We start from the raw sequence: 20,244 nt of genomic DNA on the forward strand, positions 1-20,244 counted from the left end.
GGTCGGTGATCAGCCGGTCAACGGCGGTAAACCCCTGGTACCGGGCGTGACCGCGATGTCACCAGAGGCCGTGCGCCTTGGCCAGCCTGCCGACCGCCAACCCCACCCGAAGCACGTGCGCGTCGCGGGCGTTGGAGGGCGTGCGACCGGTGAGTTCCGCCACCCTGCGCAGCCGGTACCGGACGGTGTTGGGGTGCACGTACAGCTGCCGCGCGCAGTTCTCCAGCACCCCGCCGACCTCGAGGTAGGTGTCGACGGTCTCCATCAGCGAGCCGCCGGCGTCCACCAGCGGCAGCACGATCCGCTCGACCAGCTGCCGCTCGGCCTCCGGGTCGCCGGCCAGCGCCCGTTCTGGCAGCAGGTCGCCGGAGGGCACCGGGCGCGGTGCGGTCGGCCAGGCGACCACAGCCCGCAGTGCGGACAGCGCGTCCGCGGCTGAGCGGTGCGCCTCGCCCAGGCTCGGCGCGGTCGGTCCGATGACCACCGGACCGTCGTCGAACGCCTCGGTCAGCCGCAGCGCCGTCTCCTGGGTGGAGCGCCCGTCGTCGGTGCTGCCGAAGACGAGCACCAGCCGGGAGCCCTGCACGCCGAGCAGCACCGGGCAGCCGACCCGCGCCGCGCGGCTGCGCACCTGGTAGACGATGGTCGGCGGGTCATCGGACGGGGCATTGCCGACCAGCACGGTCGCCTCCGAGGAGGGCTCCCAGCCCAGCGCCGCGGCGCGCGACAGCAGCGATTCCTCGGCATCGCCACGCACGATCCCGTCGACGACCAGCGCCTCCAGTCGCGCGTCCCACGCACCGCGCGCCTCGGCGGCAGCTGCGTAGGACGTCGCGGCGGCGAAGGCGATCTCGCGGGTGTAGCGCAGGATCGACTCGGTCAGCAGGGTGCGTTCGTACTGCTCGTCGGCCAGCTCCGGGAGCTGCTGCTCGAACACGTCGATCGCAACCCGCACCAGCTCCAGGGTCTGCCGCAGGCTGACCCAGCGGGACAGGTCGCGCGGGGCGGCGCGGAAGGCCTCGGCGGTCAGCCGGATCGCCTCGGTCGGGTCCTGCAGCCAGGCCACGAAGTTGGTCACGCCGGTCTGGGTCACCAGCAGCACGCTGGCGCGCTGGTCGGCGGGCAACCGACGGAACCACGGCAGCCGCTGCTCCATCGCGCTGATGCTGGACCCGGCCAGCCCACCCGAAGCGCGTTCCAGACGGCGGAGCGTGGCCGCCGATATCTGCCGCTGCGTACCGGTATCCCGCTCACCTGCGCGTTCGGCACTCATGACTCCAGAATCGCACGCCGTCGATCAGCGGCGGCGGGCACCGGTTCGCCGGTGCGGGCGGGCTCACATTCCTGCCTGTGCTGACCCGGGGTGATTTTGTTTAATCCATTCGGGGATTCAATTCCTCTTTCGGGGCGGGCTTTCGGGTTGTCGATTCGCCGACTAGGGGAAACGATCATCCACTAACGTCGCCCGTCGGCTTTTCCGAGGTGAAATCGTGGATACTTGCGAACAGGGCTGGCCCAGGCATGGGCCGCCATCGCCACATTCGTGCCAAAGCTCTTCATGTTCCTGATCGTCCTGCTCATCGGGTGGCTGATCGCCAAGGCGATTTCGAAGGCCATTCAGGTGCTCTTCGTGCGGCTCGGGTTCAACCGGCTGCTCTCGTCGCCCTCGGCGTGATCGCCGCGCTGAACCAGGTGGGCATCGCGCTCACCGTGACGACCCCGATCCTGTGACCGTGCTGGCCACCATCGGCGGCGTGATCGGCGTCGGCGTCGGCGGTGGCCTGATCGGACCGATGCAGCAGCGCTGGGGGAAGTGGCTGACCGGCGTGGAAGCGCAGTTCAGCACCACCAACGGGACCAATAAGAACGGCGCGGCGCCGGCCGCGGAGCCGGCGAATCCGCACACCAGCGGACTCTGATCCGCCGGACAGCTGAATGTTCGAGACTCACCCGTTGGGTGGGTCTCGACCATTTTCACGCACTTGGCCGTGGTCGCTCGGATTCGATGGCGACACCATGGGGGAACAGATCAAGCCAGGAGAGTGATCAGGTTGGCATTGCCCCTCGTCTGGCTGGCGGACGCGCTGCGCGCGGCCGGGCTGACGGTGGTCGAAACCGACGGCTGGCGGGAGCGCACCGCCACCTCGGGGCCGCAGCCAGCACCGGTCGGCGTGCTCGAGCACCACACCGCCACGCCTGCTTCTCGTGAAGACCCAGCACCCAGCGTTCAACTCTGCATCGACGGCCGCCCCGACCTCGCCGGACCGCTCTGCCACGCGGTGATCGGCTTCGACGGGGTGGTGCACATGATCGCCGCCGGCCGCGCCAACCACGCGGGCGAGGCGAAGGCCTCCGGCCCCAACCCGGAAGGCGACGGCAACACCCTCTACGTCGGCTTCGAGTGGGACTACGACGGCGTTGACCAGGGGCCGAGCCCCGAGCAGTACTCGGCGGCGCTGAAGGCGACCCGCGCGGTGCTCGATCACCTGGGCCGCCCGATGGACGCCGCGCGCGGCCACAAGGAAACCAGCGTCACCGGCAAGATCGACCCCGGTCACGTCGACATGGACCGGTTCCGCGCCGATCTCGGGAACAAGGACCGGGAGGACCAGATGACCCCGAACCAGGACGCGATCCTCCGACGACTGGAGCAGGAGCTGCTCGGCCCGCGCGGACCGAACGGCGAGATCCAGGGCTGGCACACCGAGGTCGGGCCGCGCACCGTCGTCGCGATGCTCGTCGATCTGGTGAACACCGTGGTGGCCAAGCAGCAAGCACCGGAGATCCCGGGGCAGGCGGGTGCCGCGGACCCGGAGGCGATCAAGAAGGCGTTCCAGGCGATGCCGCCGGAGCAGGCAGCACCGCTGTTGGCGGAGCTGGTCCGAATCCAGCAAGACCGCCAGCTCACCCCGGAACAGCACGCTGCCCAGCAACCCCAGCAGTAGGAATCCGGTGCAGAAGCGGCCCGCCGAGGCGATCAGCCGCCCAAGTTCAGGGAAATTCGGAAGACCCCTGGACGCTCCGCCGGTCGTTGCGGCAGGTCTCCAATTTTAGGGAAATTTGGGAGCCGCCCAGCGGATCAGGCGTCCCGGACTGTGCGGCGTTGGGCGCGCTTGTCGCGTTGATCCAGCAGGCGCTTGACCAGCGCGGGCTGCTGCTTCAGGGCTTCGGGTTCGTCCAGCAGCCGGTTCAGCCGCTGGTAGTAGCGGTTCGGGGAGAACCCGAAGCGCTCCTGAATGACCCGTTCCTTGTTGCCCTGGTACTGCCAGTGCTCGAGCTCGAACTTGAGGATGGCGTGATCGGTGTCATTCATCCAGCGTCCCCTCCTCGAGCTGGTGATCGAGTCTACCGGCGACTGCACGCCTGTTCGATCGGCCATCCGAGGCGTTGCTCACACCGTCGTTTCCGTGCCAGGAGTTGGTGTGATGCGGCCCACGTATTGGCGCAGGAACAGATCAGCAGGCGCACGATGTTGCGCAGAACGAACGAAGTCGTGCGCTCCGGGGCTCGGTGAAAATCCGAACCGGCGGTAACAGTCCGCGAACCGGCGTCTCGCCCAGCGAGGTGTCGGCCGATCCGGTGGAACTCCGGAACCGACGGTGAAAGTCCGGATGAGAGGCAGCGCACGGGTTGACCGGGGTAGGACTGTCGGTGTCGACAGGTGTCCGCTCCGGGCTGCCCGCATACCCCGGTGTGCACGTCGCTGGTGGGAGGAGCGGGCGTGCAGACTGTCGCGGAATGGGTGCTAGGCAACGGGATCACCGTGCTGGGCCAGCAGATCTCGTGGGCGGAACTCGTCGGGCAGCTGTGCGCTCTGGCAGTGGTCTTCCTCGCCCAGCGCAGGACACTGGCGACCTGGCCGGTGCAGGTCTCGGCGACGGTGCTGCTGTTCGCCGTCTACGCCTCGGCGCACCTGGGCGGGTTGGCCATCCGGCAGGTGATGATCCTGCTGATCTCCGTCTACGGCTGGTGGGCGTGGAACCGCCGCAGCGACCCCGTCTTCGGCGTCGTGGTGCGCAAGGCCTCCGCTGTGGAGCGGCTCGTGCTGGTCGGCGCGCTGGCCATCGGCACATCCGCGTTCGCGCTGCTGCTGTCCGCGCTGGAGGCCTCGTGGGCGCCGTGGCCGGACTCCTGGATCTTCATCGGCACCCTGGTCGCGTTCTGGGCGCAGGGCCGCGGTCTCGTCGAGTTCTGGCTGGTCTGGTTGGCCGTGGACGCGGTGGGCGTCCCGCTGCAGATCGCGTCCGGCCTGCACTTCAGCGCGGCGATCTACGTGATCTTCGCGGCCCTTGTGATCCACGGCTGGTGGAGCTGGAACCGCACGGCCCGCGTGCAGCGCGCTCAGCAGAGCGTCGCCGTCGAGGTCTGACGTGGCGAAGGGCACCGTCTGGGTTACTCGAAGGTGCCTTCACCGCTTGACTTCCGATGTTCGGCGATGGTGGATGCGAGGTGGTCGCACATCGCCGAGAGGGGTCGAAATGGGGCGTCTCGCGCGCAGCGCGGTAGTTCCGATGGCGGTCAGTGCTCTGCTGGTGACGCCGATGGCGTCCGCGCTGGAGCGGACCGCTGCACCGACAACGGGTTTCGAGCAGACCGATGGCAGCCGGTGGACGACACCGGAGGAGGAGACCGAGTTCCTGCAGGCCGTTGACGAGGCCAGCAAGCAGGTTTCGGTCGAGCAGATCGGCAAGACCTCGCAGGACCGCCCGCTGCGGCTGGTCCACGTCGGCGCCCCGGGAGCGCGCGCCGCAGTGCTGTTCACCTGTTCGCAGCACGGCAACGAGCCCTCCGGTCGTGAGGCCTGCCTGAGCACCATCCGCGATCTCGGTTTGTCCGAAGACCCGGAGGTGCGCAAGTTCCTGAGCACGACGAGCGTCCTGTTCGTGCCGAACGTCAACCCGGACGGCAACGTCGCCAACACCCGCGGCAACGCCGATGGCGTGGACATCAACCGCGACCACATCGCGTTGGACTCGCTGGAAGCGCAGGCCGTGGCGGAGGTGATCCGCGACGAGCGACCCGATGTGCTGCACGACCTGCACGAATACGGCGCCAAACCGCCGTACTACGTGAAGGACTTCCTCGCGCTGTGGCCGCGCAACCTCAACGCCGCCGAAGGCGTGCACGGTGAGTCGGAGAGGTTGTCCGAGGAGTACGTCCGGCCCGCGGTCGAGGACGCCGGGTTCTCCACCGGCATCTACGGCATCTGGACGGACCCGGAGACCGGTGAGCCGATCGAGCAGGTCGCCGGCGACGGGCAGGAGCGGATCTTGCGCAACACCATAGGCGTCAAGAACGCCCTCGGTCTGCTGGTGGAGACCCGTGTCGACCCGCTGACCGACGAGGAGAAGGCCGATCCGGCGGTGAACAACCGCCGCCGCGTCGACTCCCAACTCGCCGGGGTCGCGGCCACGCTGCGGATGATGTCCGAGCGCCGCGGCGAGATCGCGACCGCGACCGCCCATGCCCGGCAAGCCGGTCTGCGCGACCAGGGGCCGATCTACTTCAGCGGTGCGGACAACGAGCCTCCGGGCCAGGTCGACGAGAACCCGCCGTGCGCGTACCGCCTGACGGCTGACCAGTTTGGTGCGGTGCGCGACAAGCTCGACCTGCACGGCGTGCGCAGCACGCCCAGCCCGGACGGCGGGCGAGTGGTGCTGATGCGCCAAGAGGCCCGCTCGCTGGTCGCCCTGCTGCTCGACTCCCGCGCACAGTTCCACATCGCCGAAGGACAACCGGTGTCCTGCTGAGCCGGTCGATGTTCCGTCAGAGCCGGTCGATGACGGCTTTGGTGGCACCTTCGGTGCCGCATTCGGGGGTGCCGTCCGGACGCAGTCGGACGGCACCTTCGGCATAGGCGGCTTCCACCGCCGCCTCTATCCGCCGTGCGGTAGCGGTGGCACCGACGTCCCTCCGACCGGCTCAGCCGGTCGGAGGGGCCCTCGAACTCGATCAGGCGACGCCGGAGTCCGACGTCTGCGGTCCGGCGGCCTTGACGTCGTCCAGGCGGTAGCGGCGGGTCGCCTCGACCACCTCGGACTTGTCCACCTGGCCGACGCGCGCCAGTGCGGCCAGCGTCGCGACCACAGTGGACTCCGCGTCGACCAGGAACACCCGTCGCGCGGCCGGGCGGGTGTCGGAGAACCCGAACCCGTCCGCGCCCAGGCTCACCATGTGGCCCGGCACCCACGGCCGGATCAGGTCCGGCACCGCGCGCATCCAGTCGCTGACCGCGACGACCGGCCCTTCGGCCTGCGACAGCGCTCGCGTCACGTGCGGCACCTGCGGTTCGGCCTCCGGGTGCAGCAGGTTGTGCCGGTCCGCGGCCTCGGCTTCGCGCCGCAGCTGCGACCAGGACGTCGCCGACCACACATCGGCCTGCACGCCCCACTCCTCGGCGAGCATCTGCTGCGCCTTCAGCGCCAGCGGCATGGTCACGCCCGAGGTGAGGATCTGGGCCTTCGGTCCCGCCCCGCCGGGAGCGACCTGGTAGCGGTACAGGCCGCGCAGCAGCCCGTCGACGTCCAGACCGGACGGCTCGGCCGGCTGCTGGTACGGCTCGTTGTAGATGGTCAGGTAGTAGAAGACGTTCTCGGCGTCCTCGCCGTACATCCGCCGCAGGCCGTCCTTGACGATGTGCGCCACCTCGAACGCCCACGCCGGGTCGTAGGCGACCACCGCCGGGTTCGTCGCCGCGATCAGATGCGAGTGCCCGTCGGCGTGCTGCAGGCCCTCACCGGTCAGCGTGGTTCGCCCGGCAGTCGCGCCGAGCACGAACCCGCGGGCCATCTGGTCGGCGGCGGCCCAGAATCCGTCACCGGTGCGTTGGAAGCCGAACATCGAGTAGAAGATGTAGATCGGGATCATCGGCTCGCCGTGCGTGGCGTAGCTGGTGCCCGCCGCGGTGAACGACGAGGTCGACCCGGCCTCGTTGATGCCCTCGTGCAGGATCTGCCCCTGCTCGCTCTCCCGGTAGGCCAGCATCAGCTGGTAGTCCACCGGCGTGTAGAGCTGGCCGAGCGGGTTGTAGATCTTCTGCAACGGGAACATCGAGTCCATGCCGAACGTCCGCGCCTCGTCCGGGATGATCGGCACGATCCGCGGCCCGATCTCGGGGTCCTTGGCGAGGTCCTTGAGCAGCCGGACGAACGCCATCGTGGTGGCGACCTCCTGCTTGCCCGAACCCCGCTTGATCACCTCGTAGACCTTGTCGCCGGGCAGCACCAGCGGCTTGGACTTGACCCGCCGCTCCGGCAGGTACCCGCCCAGCTGACGACGCCGGTCCTGCAGGTACTGGACCTCCGGCGACTTCTTGCCGGGGTGGTAGTACGGCGGCAGGTAGGGGTCGAGCTGGTCGTCGGAGATCGGGATCCGCAAGCTGTCCCGGAACAGCTTCAGGTCGTCCAGGGTCAGCTTCTTCATCTGGTGGGTGGCGTTGCGGCCCTCGAAGTGCGGGCCGAGGCCGTAGCCCTTGATCGTCTTGGCCAGGATGACGGTCGGCTGGCCGTGGTGCTCGGTGGCCGCCTTGTAGGCCGCGTAGATCTTGCGGTAGTCGTGCCCGCCGCGGCGCAGGCCCCAGATTTCGTCATCGGAGAGGTGCTTGACCATGTCCTTGGTGCGCGGATCGCGACCGAAGAAGTGCTCCCGGACGAACGCCCCGTCGTTGGCCTTGTAGGTCTGGTAGTCGCCGTCCGGGGTGGTGTTCATCAGGTTGACCAGCGCGCCGTCGCGGTCGGCGTGCAGCAGCGCGTCCCACTCGCGGCCCCAGATCACCTTGATCACGTTCCACCCGGCGCCGCGGAAGAACGCCTCCAGCTCCTGGATGATCTTGCCGTTGCCGCGCACCGGCCCGTCCAGCTGCTGCAGGTTGCAGTTGATCACGAAGGTGAGGTTGTCCAGCCCGTCGTTGGCGGCCACCTGGAGCAGTCCGCGCGATTCGGGTTCGTTCATCTCGCCGTCGCCGAGGAACGCCCACACCCGCTGCTGGCTGGTGTCCTTGATGCCGCGATCGTGCAGGTAGCGGTCGAACCGGGCCTGGTAGATCGCGTTCATCGGGCCCAGGCCCATGGAAACGGTGGGGAACTCCCAGAAGTCCTGCATCAGCCGAGGGTGCGGGTAGGACGGCAATCCGCCGCCCGGACCGGCGTGCGAGTACTCCTGGCGGAATCCGTCGAGCTGATCGGCGGACAGCCGGCCTTCGAGGAAGGCGCGGGCGTAGATGCCGGGGGAGGCGTGGCCCTGGATGTAGAGGTGGTCACCGCCGCCCGGGTGGTCCTTGCCGCGGAAGAACCAGTTGAACCCGACCTCGTAGAGGCTGGCCGAGGACGCGAACGACGAGATGTGGCCGCCCACGCCAACACCCGGCCGCTGCGCGCGGTGCACCATCATCGCCGCGTTCCACCGCATCCAGGCCCGGTAGCGGCGTTCGGTCTCCTCGTCGCCGGGGAACCACGGTTCCTGCTCGGTGGCGATGCTGTTGACGTAGTCGGTGCTGGTCAGCGACGGGACGCCGACGCCGCTCTCGCGGGCTCGCTGCAGCAGCCGGAGCATCAGGTAGCGCGCCCGTTGCTGCCCGTGGCCCGACAGCACCGAGTCGAAGGACTGCAGCCACTCCTGGGTCTCCTCCGGATCGATGTCCGGCAGGTGGGAGGCGAGACCGTCCCGGATGACCCGAACCCGCTGGGTGGGGACGGCACCGGAGTCGTTGTTGAGCGGGGACAAAGGGAACTCCTCGACTGCGTCGTGGCGGTGGCGGGGTGTTCGAACAGTGACTTCGAACACTGTCATCGTCCCCCATTTCGGCCACCGATGCGCACGCCTGCGGCGGCCGTGCCGCGAACCAGGCTTTTGGTGGTGGATTTCCAGGTCTACAGTCATGGCCTGACCGCTGCTGCGGCGTGTCGCGCCGCCAGCAGTTGCGCCGATGGCGGTTGGCAGTGTTCGCTATCGGCCATATCTGGAAGACGTGCGGCACCATGTGGGTGTCGCACCTGCGCATTGGAGGAGTGAGCAAACCGTGGTCGCCGCGGGAGACGCCGGTAAAGGCGAAGCCGACGTCGCCGAGAGGCTCGACATCGAGCCCGAGATGGTTGTTCAGGAAATCGGCTGGGAAGAGGATGTCGACGATGATGTCCGGGCCGCGATCGAGGAGCGTTGCGGGAGCGAACTCCTCGACGAGGATGCCGACGAAGTGGTCGATGTCGTGCTGCTGTGGTGGCGCGAAGACGACGGCGACCTGACGGACACGCTTCTCGACGTCATGACGCCGCTGTCCGACGATGGGGTCATCTGGGTGCTGACCCCGAAGACCGGCCGGGATGGATCGGTCGACCCGGCCGACATCACGGAGGCTGCGTCGACGGCGAACCTGGCCCAGACGGCCAACGTGACCGTCAGCGACAGCTGGAAGGCCACCAGACTGGCCTACCGGTCGAGCAAGGCCAAGCGCTGACGATCGACGAGTTCCAGCACGTGGGCGCCGATGGACTCCATTGGTGCCCACGTGCGTCTGATCGGTGTAGGTTCGGCGATGACAAGGTCACGTCGAACAGGAGGGTGCGCCCATGACGGTCGAGGTCGGTGCGCAGGCGCCGGACTTCACTCTGCCGGACTACAACAAGGAGAAGGTCTCGCTGGCCGACTTCCGCGGCAAGAAGAACGTCCTGCTGGTCTTCTACCCGTTCGCGTTCAGCGGAGTCTGCCAGGGCGAGCTCTGCCAGGTCCGGGACGACCTCAGCGATTTCCAGAACGACGACGTCCAGGTGCTCGGCGTGTCGGTCGACTCCCCGTTCGCGCTGAAGGCGTGGGCGGACAAGGAGGGCTACACCTTCCCGCTGCTGTCGGACTTCTGGCCGCACGGCGAGATCGCCAAGGCCTACGGCGTGTTCAACGAGGCGGCCGGCATGGCCAACCGCGGCACGTTCCTGATCGACACCGAGGGCAAGGTCCGCTTCGCCGAGGTGAACCAGCCGGGCGAGGCCCGCGACCAGAACGTCTGGAAGAAGGCTCTGGCCGAACTCACGGCCTGATCCAGCGCTGGAGGTGGCCGACCGGGTGTCCGGATCGCCCAGCCCCACGGGTAAGGTGTCGGCGGTGATCAGCCGAGCCCCCGGCCCGGCCACCACCCAGGGCGCATAGCTCAGCGGAAGAGCACTTGCCTTACAAGCAAGGGGTCGTAGGTTCGAACCCTACTGCGCCCACCAATCGCACAGGACCCGAACCCAGCGGTGATGGTGGTGGATCAGCCCCGGGTGCGGCCTGTGCTCACCCTTCAGCAACAGCGCGACCAGGCGATCTTGGACGAAGCCGCTGCGCGGCGCGCACGGGGTGACGACGTTCGGGCTTTGCGGGGCGTGACGGATCGGCAATTGCGGATCTACACGAAATCCGAGGCGGGGTTGGCCTGGTCTCGGACGAGTTCGTCGCGTGCGGTCTTCTCCCCCGGCGGGATCCTGCTCTTGTTCGGGATGTTGACCGCCTTGTTGGGGCTCTTCATCGGCATGGCGGTGAACGCCGAGGCCGGTGAAGGCGCGCTATTCGTGTTTCCGCTGATCTTGGTAGGGGCGCTGTGGTCGTGGTGCCTCATCCTCGTCATTCGTGCTGCGGTTGCAGCGCGCCAGCGTCGGGCGCGCGGTCTTCCCGCACCGATGGCGAACAGCGATCACCTCTGACAGCCGCTTGTTTTGAGATTTTCCGGGCTTGCCGATCGTCGTGTTGGACTGACCGTCACGGTTTTTCGCGGTTGGTGCGGAACTGGGCGTTGGCCGCGTTGACGTCGACGATTGGGGCGGGGTAGCCGAGCCGGTCGAGGTCAGAGGGGTCGATGCGCTTCGGGTCGTGCAGGGCTTTCGCGGGCAGGTCGCGCAGTTCTGGCACGTAGCGGCGGATGTACTCGCCGGCCGGGTCGTACCGTTCGGCTTGGCGCACCGGGTTGAGGACGCGGTTGGGGCGGGTGTCGGTTCCGGTGCCCGCCATCCACTGCCAGTTCATGGTGTTGTTGGCGATGTCGCCGTCCACCAGCAGGTCGAGGAAGTGCTGGGCGCCGAGGCGCCAGTCGAGGTGGAGCGTCTTCGCCAGGAAGCCGGCCGTGATCATCCGCGCTCTGTTGTGCATCCAGCCCTCCGCCGCGAGCTGGCGCATTCCGGCGTCGACGATCGGGATGCCGGTGCGGCCGTCGCACCACGCTCGGAAGGCCTCCGGATCGTCGCGCCACCGATCGCCCCTCGGGCGGTAGTCGCGGTGGCCGGAGGCGGGGCGGGCGGCGAGCACCTGGTGGTGGAAGTCCCGCCAGGCGAGTTGGCGGACGAACGCGCGCTCGGGTTCGCTGTTCCCGGCGCGGTTCACGAGTTCGACCGGGGACACGCAGCCGAAGTGCAGGTACGGCGACAGCCGTGACGTCGCGTCGCCTGCGAGGTCGTCGTGCCCGCGCTCGTAATCCGCGATCCCCTCGGCGAACCACTGCTGCACGCGCCGCCGGCCTGCGGACTCCCCGCCGGTCGGCAGCTCCGGCGACAGCTCGCCGGCGCAGAGCTCCTCGCGGGCGGGCAGCTTCCCCGTCCGCAGCCGCGGCATCCGCAACGCCTCCGGCACGGCCGCGGTCGGCCGTAGGGGCGCTGCGGCCCAGCGGCGGAAGTACGGGGTGAACACGGCGAAGTGGTCCTTGCCGCCCGGGACGATGTCGCCCGATGGCTGCGCGGTCACCACGGCGTCGTGGACGTGCAGTGCGCAATCGCGGGTGCTCAGGGCGTGCCGCAGGCTGTCCTCGCGGGTGTGCGCGTAGGCGCTGACGTCTGCGGCCACGTGGACTTCGGTCGCACCGACCTCGTCCGCCAGATTCGCGACTTCGGTCGCGGGATTGCCGTTTCGCAGGACCAAACCGCCGCCTAGCTCACCGAGTGAACTGCGGAGATCTCGGAGGCAGTCCAGCAGGAAAGCGGTGCGGTTCGGCCGGGTGAAGGGCCCCCGGAGCACTGCTTCGTCGAGCACGAACAGGGGGACCACTCGATCAGCCCGTGCGGCGTGCTGCAGGACCGGGTTGTCGTGGACCCGGAGGTCGCGGGTGAACAGGCAGATCGCGGTGCGCAATGATTTCGCCCTCGTCTCACGGGAATTCGGTCGACGCTATCAGTCGGCGAAGCTGCGGACCGCGCGCCGCGCTGGTACAAGCGACGATGCCGTGCTCCCGCACTCAGGCCGCGATCTCGACCCTGTTCCGCAGGAGCAGCTCGTCCTGGATCCTCCCGAGGTGGGTCTTGACCGTGCCGAGCGCCAGGGACAGCTCAGCGGCGACCTCCTGTTCGTCCACAGGTCGCGGACGGTTTCCGCTCGGGGCGAAGATTTTCAACCCGATCGTGGAACGGGTTCTGCGTGGCCAGTGCGGAATTCGGGTATCCGGCGCGGATGGGGACTGAGGGTTCGAAGTTGTGCTTGGTGACCGGTGCTACTGGTTACGTGGGTGGGCGGCTCGTGCCGCGGTTGCTCGCCGGCGGGCACCGGGTGCGCTGCTTGGTCCGGACGCCGGAGAAGCTCCGCGACGTGCCGTGGCGCGACCAGGTCGAGGTGGTGCGGGGAGACCTGCTCGACGCCGATGCGGTGCGGGACGCTTGCGAGGGCGTGGACGTCCTGTACTACCTGGTGCATTCCTTGCAGCAGAAGGGGTTCGGCGATCTGGACCGGCGCGCGGCGAACGTCGCGGGCCGCGCTGCGCAGCAGGCCGGGGTGTCGCGGATCGTCTACCTCGGGGGCGTGCATCCCGCTTCCGGGCAGTTGTCGGAGCACCTGCGGTCGCGGGCCGAGGTGGGGGAGACGCTGCTGCGCAGCGGTGTGCCGACTGCGGTCCTGCAGGCAGCGGTGATCATCGGATCCGGCTCGGCCAGCTTCGAGATGTTGCGGTACCTCACCGAGCGGCTGCCTGCGATGGTCACGCCGCGGTGGGTGAGCAACCGGGTCCAGCCGATCGCCGTGCGCGACGTGCTGCACTACCTGGTCGAAGCGGCGGACCTGCCCTCCGACGTCAACCGGTCCTTCGACATCGGAGGCCCGGACGTCCTCACCTACGCGCAGATGATGCGCACCTACGCCGCGGTGGCCGGACTGCCGCGGCGGCTGATGGTGCCGGTCCGGGTTCTGTCGCCGAAGCTCAGCTCGCTGTGGATCAACATCGTGACCCCGGTGCCGCGCAGCATCGGCATGCCGCTCATCGAATCGCTGATCAACGAGGCGATCTGCGCCGAGCACGACATCGACGACCACATCGCGCCTCCCGAGAGCGGGCCGACCAGCTTCCGGGACGCGGTCGCGTTGGCGTTGCGCAAGATCCAGCGCGGCGAAGTGGAGACGCGGTGGTCGGACGCGTCGCCGGTCAGCGCCCCGTGGGAGCCGATCCCGTCCGACCCCGAGTGGGCCGGCGGCACCGTCTACCGGGACGTGCGCGAGCGCATCACCAGCGCGTCTCCGGAAGCGCTCTGGCGCGTCGTCGAAGGCATCGGCGGCCGCAACGGGTGGTATTCGTTCCCGCTGGCCTGGGCGGTTCGGGGGTGGATCGACCGGCTGCTGGGCGGGGTCGGGCTCCGTCGCGGACGGCGTGATCCGCATCGGCTGCGCATCGGTGACGCACTGGACTGGTGGCGGGTCGAGGAGTTGGTGGAGGGACGTTTCCTCCGGTTGCGCGCCGAGATGAAGGTGCCGGGCAGGGCTTGGCTGGAGTTGTCCGTCGAACCTGCAGAGGGCGGTGCATGCTACCGGCAGCGTGCGGTGTTCATCCCGCGCGGGCTGCTGGGGCACCTCTACTGGTGGGCGGTGGCGCCGTTCCACGGGTTGGTCTTCGGCGGCATGGTGCGCAGGATTCTCAGCGCTGCCAACGGAAGCGGATCGTCGAGCAGCGCCGCTACTTCGGCAGGTTCGCTGCGAAAGCGGTGAACTCCGACTGCTGTTCTGGGGTCAGGGCGTTTTTGGGGATTGTCAGGGCTTGGGCTTTGCCGAACATCGCGTACCAGGCTTCTGAGGTTTCGATTACTCGGTTCAGGCCTTGCCAGCGGAAGCGGGATTCCGCCAGGGGGTAGGTGATCTGGACCCATTCGTCGGTCAGGGACAGGTGATAGCCCTGTTTGGTCACTTCGGACTGGAGGCGCATGCCCGAGGCCACCATGATCGGGACGACCGCGAACAACAGCGCCAGGCCGCCGCCGATGAAGCCGTATCCGGCGGATGACGTCGGGTCGAGCGCGATTATCGCGGCGCCCAGAACGAGGAAGACCACGCCCAGGATGCGGAAGGGCTTCATCTGGCGGTTGACGAGGAAGCGCAAGGTGGGACGCAGGCACTGCTCGTCGTAGGGCACCGAGGTCGAGATCTGCATCAGTGGAGCCTAGGGCCTGCTTGGGATCGGCAGCGCAAGTTTCGCTGGATGCAAGTGCGTTCCGACCGGGTGGTGCGGGGGTGGGCCGGGGTGTGCGGATGATGTGGGTATGGGGCAGCGGGATGAGCTCGTCGAGGTTGCGGTGGCGTTGGAGCGGCTTGCTGCCGTTTCCACCGGTGGGGATTGGCGCGTTGGTGGGTTGCTCGCCACGCGGCCGGAGGTGATCGCCGATCTCGGCGGTGGGTCGACCGAGCACGTTGCCGAGGCTCGGGCCAAGAGCGCTCGGTGGATCGCTGCTTTCTCGCCCGCTCTCGCGGCGCCGCTCGCCGGCTGGCTGAGGTCGGCTGCTCAGCAGGAGCCCGTTGATCCGGCGGCTCTTGCGTTTGCCCGGGCGTTGGGGGAGCGACTTCCCGAGTGATCGTCAACTTGCGGTTGACGGCAGATGAACGTCAACCTATGGTTGACGTATGGATGAGGTGAAGATTTCCGACCACGTTTCGTTGGACCAGTTGATCGCCGCCATCAAGAAGGTGCACGGCGATGCGCTCGAGCAGCTTTCCAGCGCTGTCGTTGCTGGGGAGCACCTCGGAGAGGTCGCCGATCATCTGATCGGGCACTTCGTCGATCAGGCTCGGCGGTCCGGGGCTTCCTGGACCGACATCGGCAAGAGCATGGGCGTCAGCAAGCAGGCCGCGCAGAAGCGGTTCGTGCCGAAGGGGCCGGGCGAGATCTCCGACCTCGACCCGAGTCAAGGGTTCAGCCGGTTCACCCCGCGCGCTCGCAACGTCGTGGTGCTGTCGCAGAAAGAGGCTCGCGAGGCCGGGAACGTCGAGATCCGGCCGGAGCACTTGGTGCTGGGGCTGCTCGCGGAATCCGACGGGCTGGGCGCCAAGGCCATCGTTGCGCAGGGCGTTTCGCTCGACGCCGTCCGGCAGGAGATGCTCGGGGCGCTGCCGGAACCGGTCGACGAGGTGCCGCATCTCATTCCGTTCGACGGTGCGGCGAAGAAGGTGCTGGAGCTGACCTTCCGGGAGGCCCTGCGGCTCGGGCACAACTACATCGGGACCGAGCACGTGCTTCTGGCGCTGCTGGAGAACGAGGCCGGGGCCGGCGTGCTCTCCGGGCTCGGGATCGAGAAGGCCGCTTGCGAGGGGAGCATCGCCGCCGCGCTGGCCGAGATCGCCGGGAAGCTCGCGGAGTGAGCTGATCGAGTTGTGCTCCCGGTCGGCGAAGTTGAGCATGAGCTGCGGAAACTTCGGGGGAGGAGCGGCGATGGGCGGTGCGGAATCGACCACCCGGGAGCGGTTGGCGGAGGAGATCCGCTCGCTGCGAGAGCGGCGGAAGCGGCTGGTGGACGAGCTGGTGCAGAGCGCCGGGCCGGGCGACAGCGGCGACGCCTCGCAGGAGTTGCAGGGCGGGGACGAGATCGTCACGATCGACGACCGCATCGCCGAGCTGGAGAACCTGCTGGCCGGTGGGATCGATGTGCAGGGCGTGGCGCCGGGCACCGAGGTGGTGCTGCGCTCGGCCGACGGTTCGACGCAGACCTACAAGGTCGTGGCGATCCCCGAGGAAGTCCTGGCCGGTGAGGAGGACATCACGGTGACCTCCGAAAGCCCGCTGGGACTGGCGTTGGTGCACAGCCAGCAGGGCGAGACGGTCCGGTATCCGACGCCGGACGGGCAAGCCGAGGTCGAAGTGCTCAGCATCCGCCGACCGAACTGAACGGACGAGGGCCTGGTTTCCGCGGAACCCAGGCCCTCGACCTCTTCAGCAGTCTTTCCTGACACCGTCAGGGGTTTCGGCGTCAGACCGCGCCGACCCGCTCGGCCGTCGGGGACTTGAGCAGTTCGGTCTGCTTCTTGCGGTAGTCCTTCACGTTGGACAGCTTGATGTCCTCGTAGCCGCGGATCACGTCCGGCAGCTCGGCCAGCTCCAGCAGGGCCGGGTGGTCGGTGGCCAGGGCCTGCTCGATGACACCGCGGTACTGCTCGACCAGTTCGCGCTCCACGCGGCGGACCTTGGCGTAGCCGAACGGGTCCAGACGGGTGCCGCGCACCTTGCGCATCGTGCGCAGCAGCCGGAGGACCTGGCGGAACCACGGGCCGAGGCTGATCTTGCGGTTCATGCCCAGCGCGCGCAGCACCGGCGGGTGCAGACGGAACGAGTAGCGGGAACCCGCGCCGAACTGGGCTTCGATGTCGGCCAGCAGACGCTCGTCCAGCGACAAGCGGGCCACCTCGTACTCGTCCTTGTACGCCATCAGCTTGTGCAGGTTGTGGGCCACCGCCTCGGCCACCGCGGAAGTGCTCTCGCGCCGCACCCGCTCGACGAACTCCGCGTAGCTCCGGGCGTACTCCTCGTCCTGGTAGTCGACGAGGTCCGGGATCCGGATGTCCAGCAGGCGGGCCAGTTCCGACCCTTCGGCGGCCTTCACCCTCGCTCGCACCCGTCGCGCGGCCGGGCTCGGCGCCGGTGCTTCGACCGGCGCCGGGGTGATCTCGGCCTGCAGCGCGTCCGGGTCGGCGATGGCCTGGCGGCCGCGGCGGAACGCCTGGATGTTGGCCGCAACCGCGGCGCCGTTGAGCTCGATCGCCTGCTCGATGCTCTCGGCCGACAACTGCAGCGTGCCGCACTGGTACGCCGCGCCGAGCTGGAGGATGTTGGCGAACTGGTCGTCGTCGAACAGTTCCTCCGCCAGGCCGCGCGCGTCCAGGTAGTACGCCCGGGCAGTGGCGTCGTCGAGGGTCGAGCGGATGCTGGACTGCTGCGGGAACGCGACCTCGGTGTCCACCACCATCCGGCCGGTCGGGACCTCGGTCGTGGACACCACCGCGGTCGTGCGGTCCACATCGGCTGCGGCCAGGTGCACCGGATCGGCGGCCACCAGCAGGTCGCAGCCCAGGTAGAGGTCGCACTCACCGGCGGCCAGCTTCGGCGCCTGCTCGATCGTCTCGGAGGTGATCTTGAGGTCGGAGACCACCGCGCCGCCCTTCTGCGCGAGACCGATCTGGTCCACGGTGCGCACCTGGCGGCCGTCGATCACCGCGGCGGTGGCCAGGATCTGGGTCACCGTGACCACGCCGGTGCCGCCGACACCGGTGATGCGGACGGTGAAGTCGTCGTTGCCGCGCTGCGGTTCGGGCAGCTCGCCGATGGGCAGTTCGCTGATCTTGCGGCGCTGCTTGCGGCCGCTGGGCACCACGGTCAGGAACGACGGGCAGTCGCCGGACAGGCAGGAGTAGTCGACGTTGCAGGACGACTGGTGGATCTGGGTCTTGCGGCCGAACTCGGTGGACACCGGCTGCACCGACAGGCAGTTGGACTTTGCGCCGCAGTCCCCGCAGCCCTCGCACACCCGCTCGTTGATCAGCACCTTCTCCGCCGGGGTCTCCTGCTTGCCGCGGCGGCGCTTGCGGCGCTTCTCCGCCGCGCACTCCTGGTCGTGGATGAGCACCGTGACGCCCGGTACCTTCGCCAGTTCCGCTTGCGCGTCAAGCAGTTCGTCGCGGTGGCGGACGGTCACGCCGCGAGGAAGCTTGCCGCTCAACTGCTTTGGCGCGTCGCTGGTGACGACGACCTTCGAAGCGCCTTCCAGCAGCAGGAGTTCGGCGATCTTGCCGACCGGCAGCGCGCCGACCGCGTCCTGCCCGCCGGTCATCGCCACCGCGGAGTTGTGCAGCAGCTTGTAGGTGATGTTCACGCCGGCCGCGGCCGCCGCGCGCACCGCCAGGCTGCCGGAGTGGGTGAAGGTGCCGTCACCGATGTTCTGCACGAAGTGCTCGGTGCTGACGAACGGAGCCATGCCGATCCACTGCGCGCCCTCTCCGCCCATCTGCGTGATGCCGACGACGTCGCCGACCTGGTCGGGCTCCATGAACAGCGCCATCGTGTGGCAGCCGATGCCCGCGCCCACCACGGTCCCGTCGGGCACCTTGGTCGAGGAGTTGTGCGGGCAGCCGGAGCAGAAGTACGGAGTGCGGGCCAGCAACGGGACCGAGATCCGCTCGCGGCGGCGGCGCTGGCGCCAGGCGTCGATCTGCGGGACCTCGCCGTGCGCGGTCAGCCGGTCGGCCAGGCCGCGGGCGATCCGGTCCGGGTCGAGTTCGCCGAGCTCGGTGAACAGGGTCCGGCCGTCGGGCGTCTTCTTGCCGTGCACCTGCGGCGCGTCCGGGCGGCCGTAGAGGACCTCCTTGATCACCGGCTCCAGGAACGCCCGCTTCTCCTCGACGACCACGATCTCGGTCAGCCCCTCGGCGAACTCCCGGATGATGGTGGGCTCCACCGGGTGGATCGCGCCGAGCTTGAGCACCCGGATGCCGAAGTGCGCGAGGTCCTGCTCGTCGAGGCCGATGGTGCGCAGCGCCTGGCGGAGGTCCAAATAGGACTTCCCGGCGGTCACGATGCCGATCCGGTCCGAGCTGCTGGAGTGCGTGATCCGGTTGACGCCGCTGGCCCGCAGGTATTCCAGCGCCAGCGGGACCCGCACGTTGTACAGGCTGCTCTCCAACCCGGCGAGCTCGGCGCCCAGCAGTCGCGCGCTGGGGCGGTGGGAGTAGGCCTCCGGGCGCATTTCCGGCGGAGTCCAGTCCGGGTCGACGACCGCGGTCCCGGCCGCGTCCGCGACGTTGGCGACCACCTTCAGCGCCGACCACAGGCCGCTCGCTCGCGACAGCTCGACCGCGTGCCGCCCGAAGTCCAGCAGGTCTTGGGAATCCGCCGGGAAGAACGTCGGGATCTGCAGGTCGGCGAGGGCGGCTTCGGAATGGGCTGGGACAGTGGAGGACTTGGCGTTCGGGTCGTCGCCGACCAGCGCGACCGCGCCGCCGCGGGGGTCGGTGCCGGCGATGTTGGCGTGCCGCAGGGCGTCGCCGGCCCGGTCCAGGCCGGGGGCCTTGCCGTACCAGACGCCGAGGACGCCGTCCGGGCGCTGCGTGCCGAGCCGCTCGGCGAGCTGGCTGCCCAGCACCGAGGTCGCGGCCAGTTCCTCGTTCAGGCCGGGGCGGTGCACCACGTCGTGCTCGGCGAGCAGCTTCGCGCGGCGGGCCAGCTCCAGGTCGAACCCGGCCAGCGGTGAACCCTCGTAGCCGGAGACGAACGCGGCGGTGTTGGAGCCCGCGCGGCGGTCCAGTCGGATCCGGTCGAACAGCATCCGCACCAGGGCCTGCACCCCGGTCACGTAGACCGTGCCCGCGTCCCGGAGGTAGCGGTCGTCCAGCGTGAACGCGGCCATGTCGAACTCCTTCTCACCGGGGTGCGTCGTGATTGCCGCCACTTCAGCCCAAAACCGTGTGGCGCACAACACTGCGACCCGAAACGGTGACGACCGCGCAAACTTCGGTCGTTCTGTGCCTTCCGCGCCGCTGAATTTTGCGTAGCATGCTTACGCATGGCCGATCAGACGCTCGATGCGACGGATCACGAAATCCTTGCGCTGCTGCGCGAGGACGCTCGCCGCACGCTTTCGGACATCGCCACGCGGGTGACCTTGTCGACGGCCGCGGTGAAGCGGCGGATCGACCGGCTGCAGGAGCTCGGCGTGATCCTCGGCTACACCGTCCAGCTCGACCACGCGAAGCTCGGCTGGGCGGTGGAGGCCTTCATCGAGCTGCGCTTCCTCGGCACCAGCGGGGTGGAGGACATCGTCCAGACGACCACCCGGATGCCGGAGGCGCAAGCGGTGTTCACCATCGCCGGTGACCCGGACGCGCTGGTCTGGCTGCGGGTCCGGGACATGGCGCACCTGCAGCGCACCATCGACGAGATCCGCCGCAGCCACCGCGTGACCAGCACCAAGACGCTGATCGCCCTGGACTCCTGGCAGCGCGGCGTCAAGGGGCCGTGAGCCTTTTCCGGGGCCGGGCTCACGGGTTTTGACCTGCGTATAC

The 20,244-nt window shown here is 68.8% G+C and carries 20 protein-coding genes, 1 tRNA gene and 1 riboswitch; of the genes, 14 read left to right on the forward strand and 7 right to left on the reverse strand.

Annotation, left to right across the window (positions count from 1 at the left end):
• Window positions 1-58 precede the first annotated feature (58 nt).
• Window positions 59-1,273: a PucR family transcriptional regulator gene (locus tag ACWCO2_RS15750; protein WP_450128442.1), complete on the reverse strand. Its 1,215-nt coding sequence runs from the start codon at window positions 1,271-1,273 to the stop codon at window positions 59-61.
• A gap of 225 nt (window positions 1,274-1,498) precedes the next feature.
• Between ACWCO2_RS15750 and ACWCO2_RS15755 the strand changes: the two genes are divergently transcribed.
• The 3 genes from ACWCO2_RS15755 (at window position 1,499) to ACWCO2_RS15765 (ending at window position 2,945) form a co-directional block, all read left to right on the forward strand.
• A complete protein-coding gene (locus ACWCO2_RS15755) occupies window positions 1,499-1,675 on the forward strand; it encodes a membrane protein (RefSeq protein ID WP_450128443.1) in 177 nt (58 codons plus the stop codon).
• A 58-nt stretch (window positions 1,676-1,733) separates the two neighbouring features.
• Window positions 1,734-1,919: a hypothetical protein gene (locus ACWCO2_RS15760; protein ID WP_450128444.1), complete on the forward strand. Its 186-nt coding sequence runs from the start codon at window positions 1,734-1,736 to the stop codon at window positions 1,917-1,919.
• A gap of 132 nt (window positions 1,920-2,051) precedes the next feature.
• A complete protein-coding gene (locus ACWCO2_RS15765; RefSeq protein WP_450128445.1) occupies window positions 2,052-2,945 on the forward strand; it encodes a peptidoglycan recognition protein family protein in 894 nt (297 codons plus the stop codon).
• 134 nt (window positions 2,946-3,079) lie between these two features.
• Here ACWCO2_RS15765 and ACWCO2_RS15770 read toward each other — a convergent pair whose 3' ends face one another.
• Complete coding sequence (locus ACWCO2_RS15770; RefSeq protein WP_450128446.1) at window positions 3,080-3,313, reverse strand: DUF3263 domain-containing protein; 234 nt, start codon at window positions 3,311-3,313, stop codon at window positions 3,080-3,082.
• Between the two features lie 180 nt (window positions 3,314-3,493).
• Window positions 3,494-3,627: riboswitch (FMN riboswitch) on the forward strand.
• A gap of 94 nt (window positions 3,628-3,721) precedes the next feature.
• On the opposite strand from ACWCO2_RS15770, the gene ACWCO2_RS15775 reads away from it, so the two are divergent.
• On the forward strand, window positions 3,722-4,369 hold the full coding sequence (locus ACWCO2_RS15775) for a nicotinamide mononucleotide transporter family protein (protein ID WP_450128447.1): 648 nt from the start codon (window positions 3,722-3,724) through the stop codon (window positions 4,367-4,369).
• A gap of 142 nt (window positions 4,370-4,511) precedes the next feature.
• Window positions 4,512-5,750 (forward strand): M14 family metallopeptidase, encoded by a 1,239-nt coding sequence (locus tag ACWCO2_RS15780; RefSeq protein ID WP_450128448.1) that lies wholly within the window; start codon window positions 4,512-4,514, stop codon window positions 5,748-5,750.
• Between the two features lie 202 nt (window positions 5,751-5,952).
• Here the strand turns inward: ACWCO2_RS15780 and aceE are convergent, their stop codons facing one another.
• A complete protein-coding gene (gene aceE, locus ACWCO2_RS15785; RefSeq protein WP_450128449.1) occupies window positions 5,953-8,721 on the reverse strand; it encodes a pyruvate dehydrogenase (acetyl-transferring), homodimeric type in 2,769 nt (922 codons plus the stop codon).
• 295 nt (window positions 8,722-9,016) lie between these two features.
• On the opposite strand from aceE, the gene ACWCO2_RS15790 reads away from it, so the two are divergent.
• The 4 genes from ACWCO2_RS15790 to ACWCO2_RS15805 all read left to right on the forward strand — a co-directional run bounded on the left by ACWCO2_RS15790 (window position 9,017) and on the right by ACWCO2_RS15805 (window position 10,670).
• Window positions 9,017-9,451, forward strand: coding sequence for a DUF3052 domain-containing protein (locus ACWCO2_RS15790; protein WP_270952525.1), 435 nt, complete (start codon window positions 9,017-9,019; stop codon window positions 9,449-9,451).
• Window positions 9,452-9,563: 112 nt separating this feature from the next.
• Window positions 9,564-10,028 (forward strand): peroxiredoxin, encoded by a 465-nt coding sequence (locus tag ACWCO2_RS15795; RefSeq protein WP_270952524.1) that lies wholly within the window; start codon window positions 9,564-9,566, stop codon window positions 10,026-10,028.
• 99 nt (window positions 10,029-10,127) lie between these two features.
• Window positions 10,128-10,202 (forward strand) — tRNA-Val (locus ACWCO2_RS15800).
• 27 nt (window positions 10,203-10,229) lie between these two features.
• Window positions 10,230-10,670, forward strand: coding sequence for a hypothetical protein (locus ACWCO2_RS15805; RefSeq protein WP_450128450.1), 441 nt, complete (start codon window positions 10,230-10,232; stop codon window positions 10,668-10,670).
• 55 nt (window positions 10,671-10,725) lie between these two features.
• On the opposite strand, the gene ACWCO2_RS15810 is transcribed toward ACWCO2_RS15805, so the two are convergent.
• Together ACWCO2_RS15810 and ACWCO2_RS15815 are read right to left on the reverse strand one after the other, a co-directional pair.
• On the reverse strand, window positions 10,726-12,084 hold the full coding sequence (locus ACWCO2_RS15810) for a cryptochrome/photolyase family protein (protein ID WP_450128451.1): 1,359 nt from the start codon (window positions 12,082-12,084) through the stop codon (window positions 10,726-10,728).
• Window positions 12,085-12,187: 103 nt separating this feature from the next.
• On the reverse strand, window positions 12,188-12,304 hold the full coding sequence (locus tag ACWCO2_RS15815) for a LuxR C-terminal-related transcriptional regulator (protein WP_450128452.1): 117 nt from the start codon (window positions 12,302-12,304) through the stop codon (window positions 12,188-12,190).
• A 95-nt stretch (window positions 12,305-12,399) separates the two neighbouring features.
• On the opposite strand from ACWCO2_RS15815, the gene ACWCO2_RS15820 reads away from it, so the two are divergent.
• On the forward strand, window positions 12,400-13,917 hold the full coding sequence (locus ACWCO2_RS15820) for an SDR family oxidoreductase (protein WP_450128453.1): 1,518 nt from the start codon (window positions 12,400-12,402) through the stop codon (window positions 13,915-13,917).
• On the opposite strand, the gene ACWCO2_RS15825 is transcribed toward ACWCO2_RS15820, so the two are convergent.
• Window positions 13,886-14,356: a YcxB family protein gene (locus ACWCO2_RS15825; protein WP_450128454.1), complete on the reverse strand. Its 471-nt coding sequence runs from the start codon at window positions 14,354-14,356 to the stop codon at window positions 13,886-13,888. The genes ACWCO2_RS15820 and ACWCO2_RS15825 overlap by 32 nt on opposite strands.
• Window positions 14,357-14,465: 109 nt before the next feature.
• Here ACWCO2_RS15825 and ACWCO2_RS15830 point away from each other — a divergent pair, with 109 nt between their 5' ends.
• From ACWCO2_RS15830 to ACWCO2_RS15840, 3 genes are all read left to right on the forward strand, one after another.
• Window positions 14,466-14,774 (forward strand): hypothetical protein, encoded by a 309-nt coding sequence (locus ACWCO2_RS15830; protein ID WP_450128455.1) that lies wholly within the window; start codon window positions 14,466-14,468, stop codon window positions 14,772-14,774.
• A 49-nt stretch (window positions 14,775-14,823) separates the two neighbouring features.
• Entirely contained in the window at window positions 14,824-15,558 is a 735-nt protein-coding gene (locus ACWCO2_RS15835) for a Clp protease N-terminal domain-containing protein (RefSeq protein ID WP_450128456.1), read from the forward strand.
• Window positions 15,559-15,628: 70 nt separating this feature from the next.
• Window positions 15,629-16,081 carry a GreA/GreB family elongation factor gene (locus ACWCO2_RS15840; RefSeq protein WP_450128457.1) on the forward strand — a complete coding sequence of 151 codons (453 nt, stop codon included), beginning with the start codon at window positions 15,629-15,631 and terminating at the stop codon, window positions 16,079-16,081.
• A gap of 82 nt (window positions 16,082-16,163) precedes the next feature.
• Here ACWCO2_RS15840 and ACWCO2_RS15845 read toward each other — a convergent pair whose 3' ends face one another.
• Window positions 16,164-19,589: an indolepyruvate ferredoxin oxidoreductase family protein gene (locus tag ACWCO2_RS15845; RefSeq protein WP_450128458.1), complete on the reverse strand. Its 3,426-nt coding sequence runs from the start codon at window positions 19,587-19,589 to the stop codon at window positions 16,164-16,166.
• Between the two features lie 156 nt (window positions 19,590-19,745).
• On the opposite strand from ACWCO2_RS15845, the gene ACWCO2_RS15850 reads away from it, so the two are divergent.
• Complete coding sequence (locus ACWCO2_RS15850) at window positions 19,746-20,201, forward strand: Lrp/AsnC family transcriptional regulator (protein ID WP_450128459.1); 456 nt, start codon at window positions 19,746-19,748, stop codon at window positions 20,199-20,201.
• Window positions 20,202-20,244: the final 43 nt, after the last annotated feature.

Source organism: Saccharopolyspora sp. NPDC002376 (assembly GCF_053593195.1).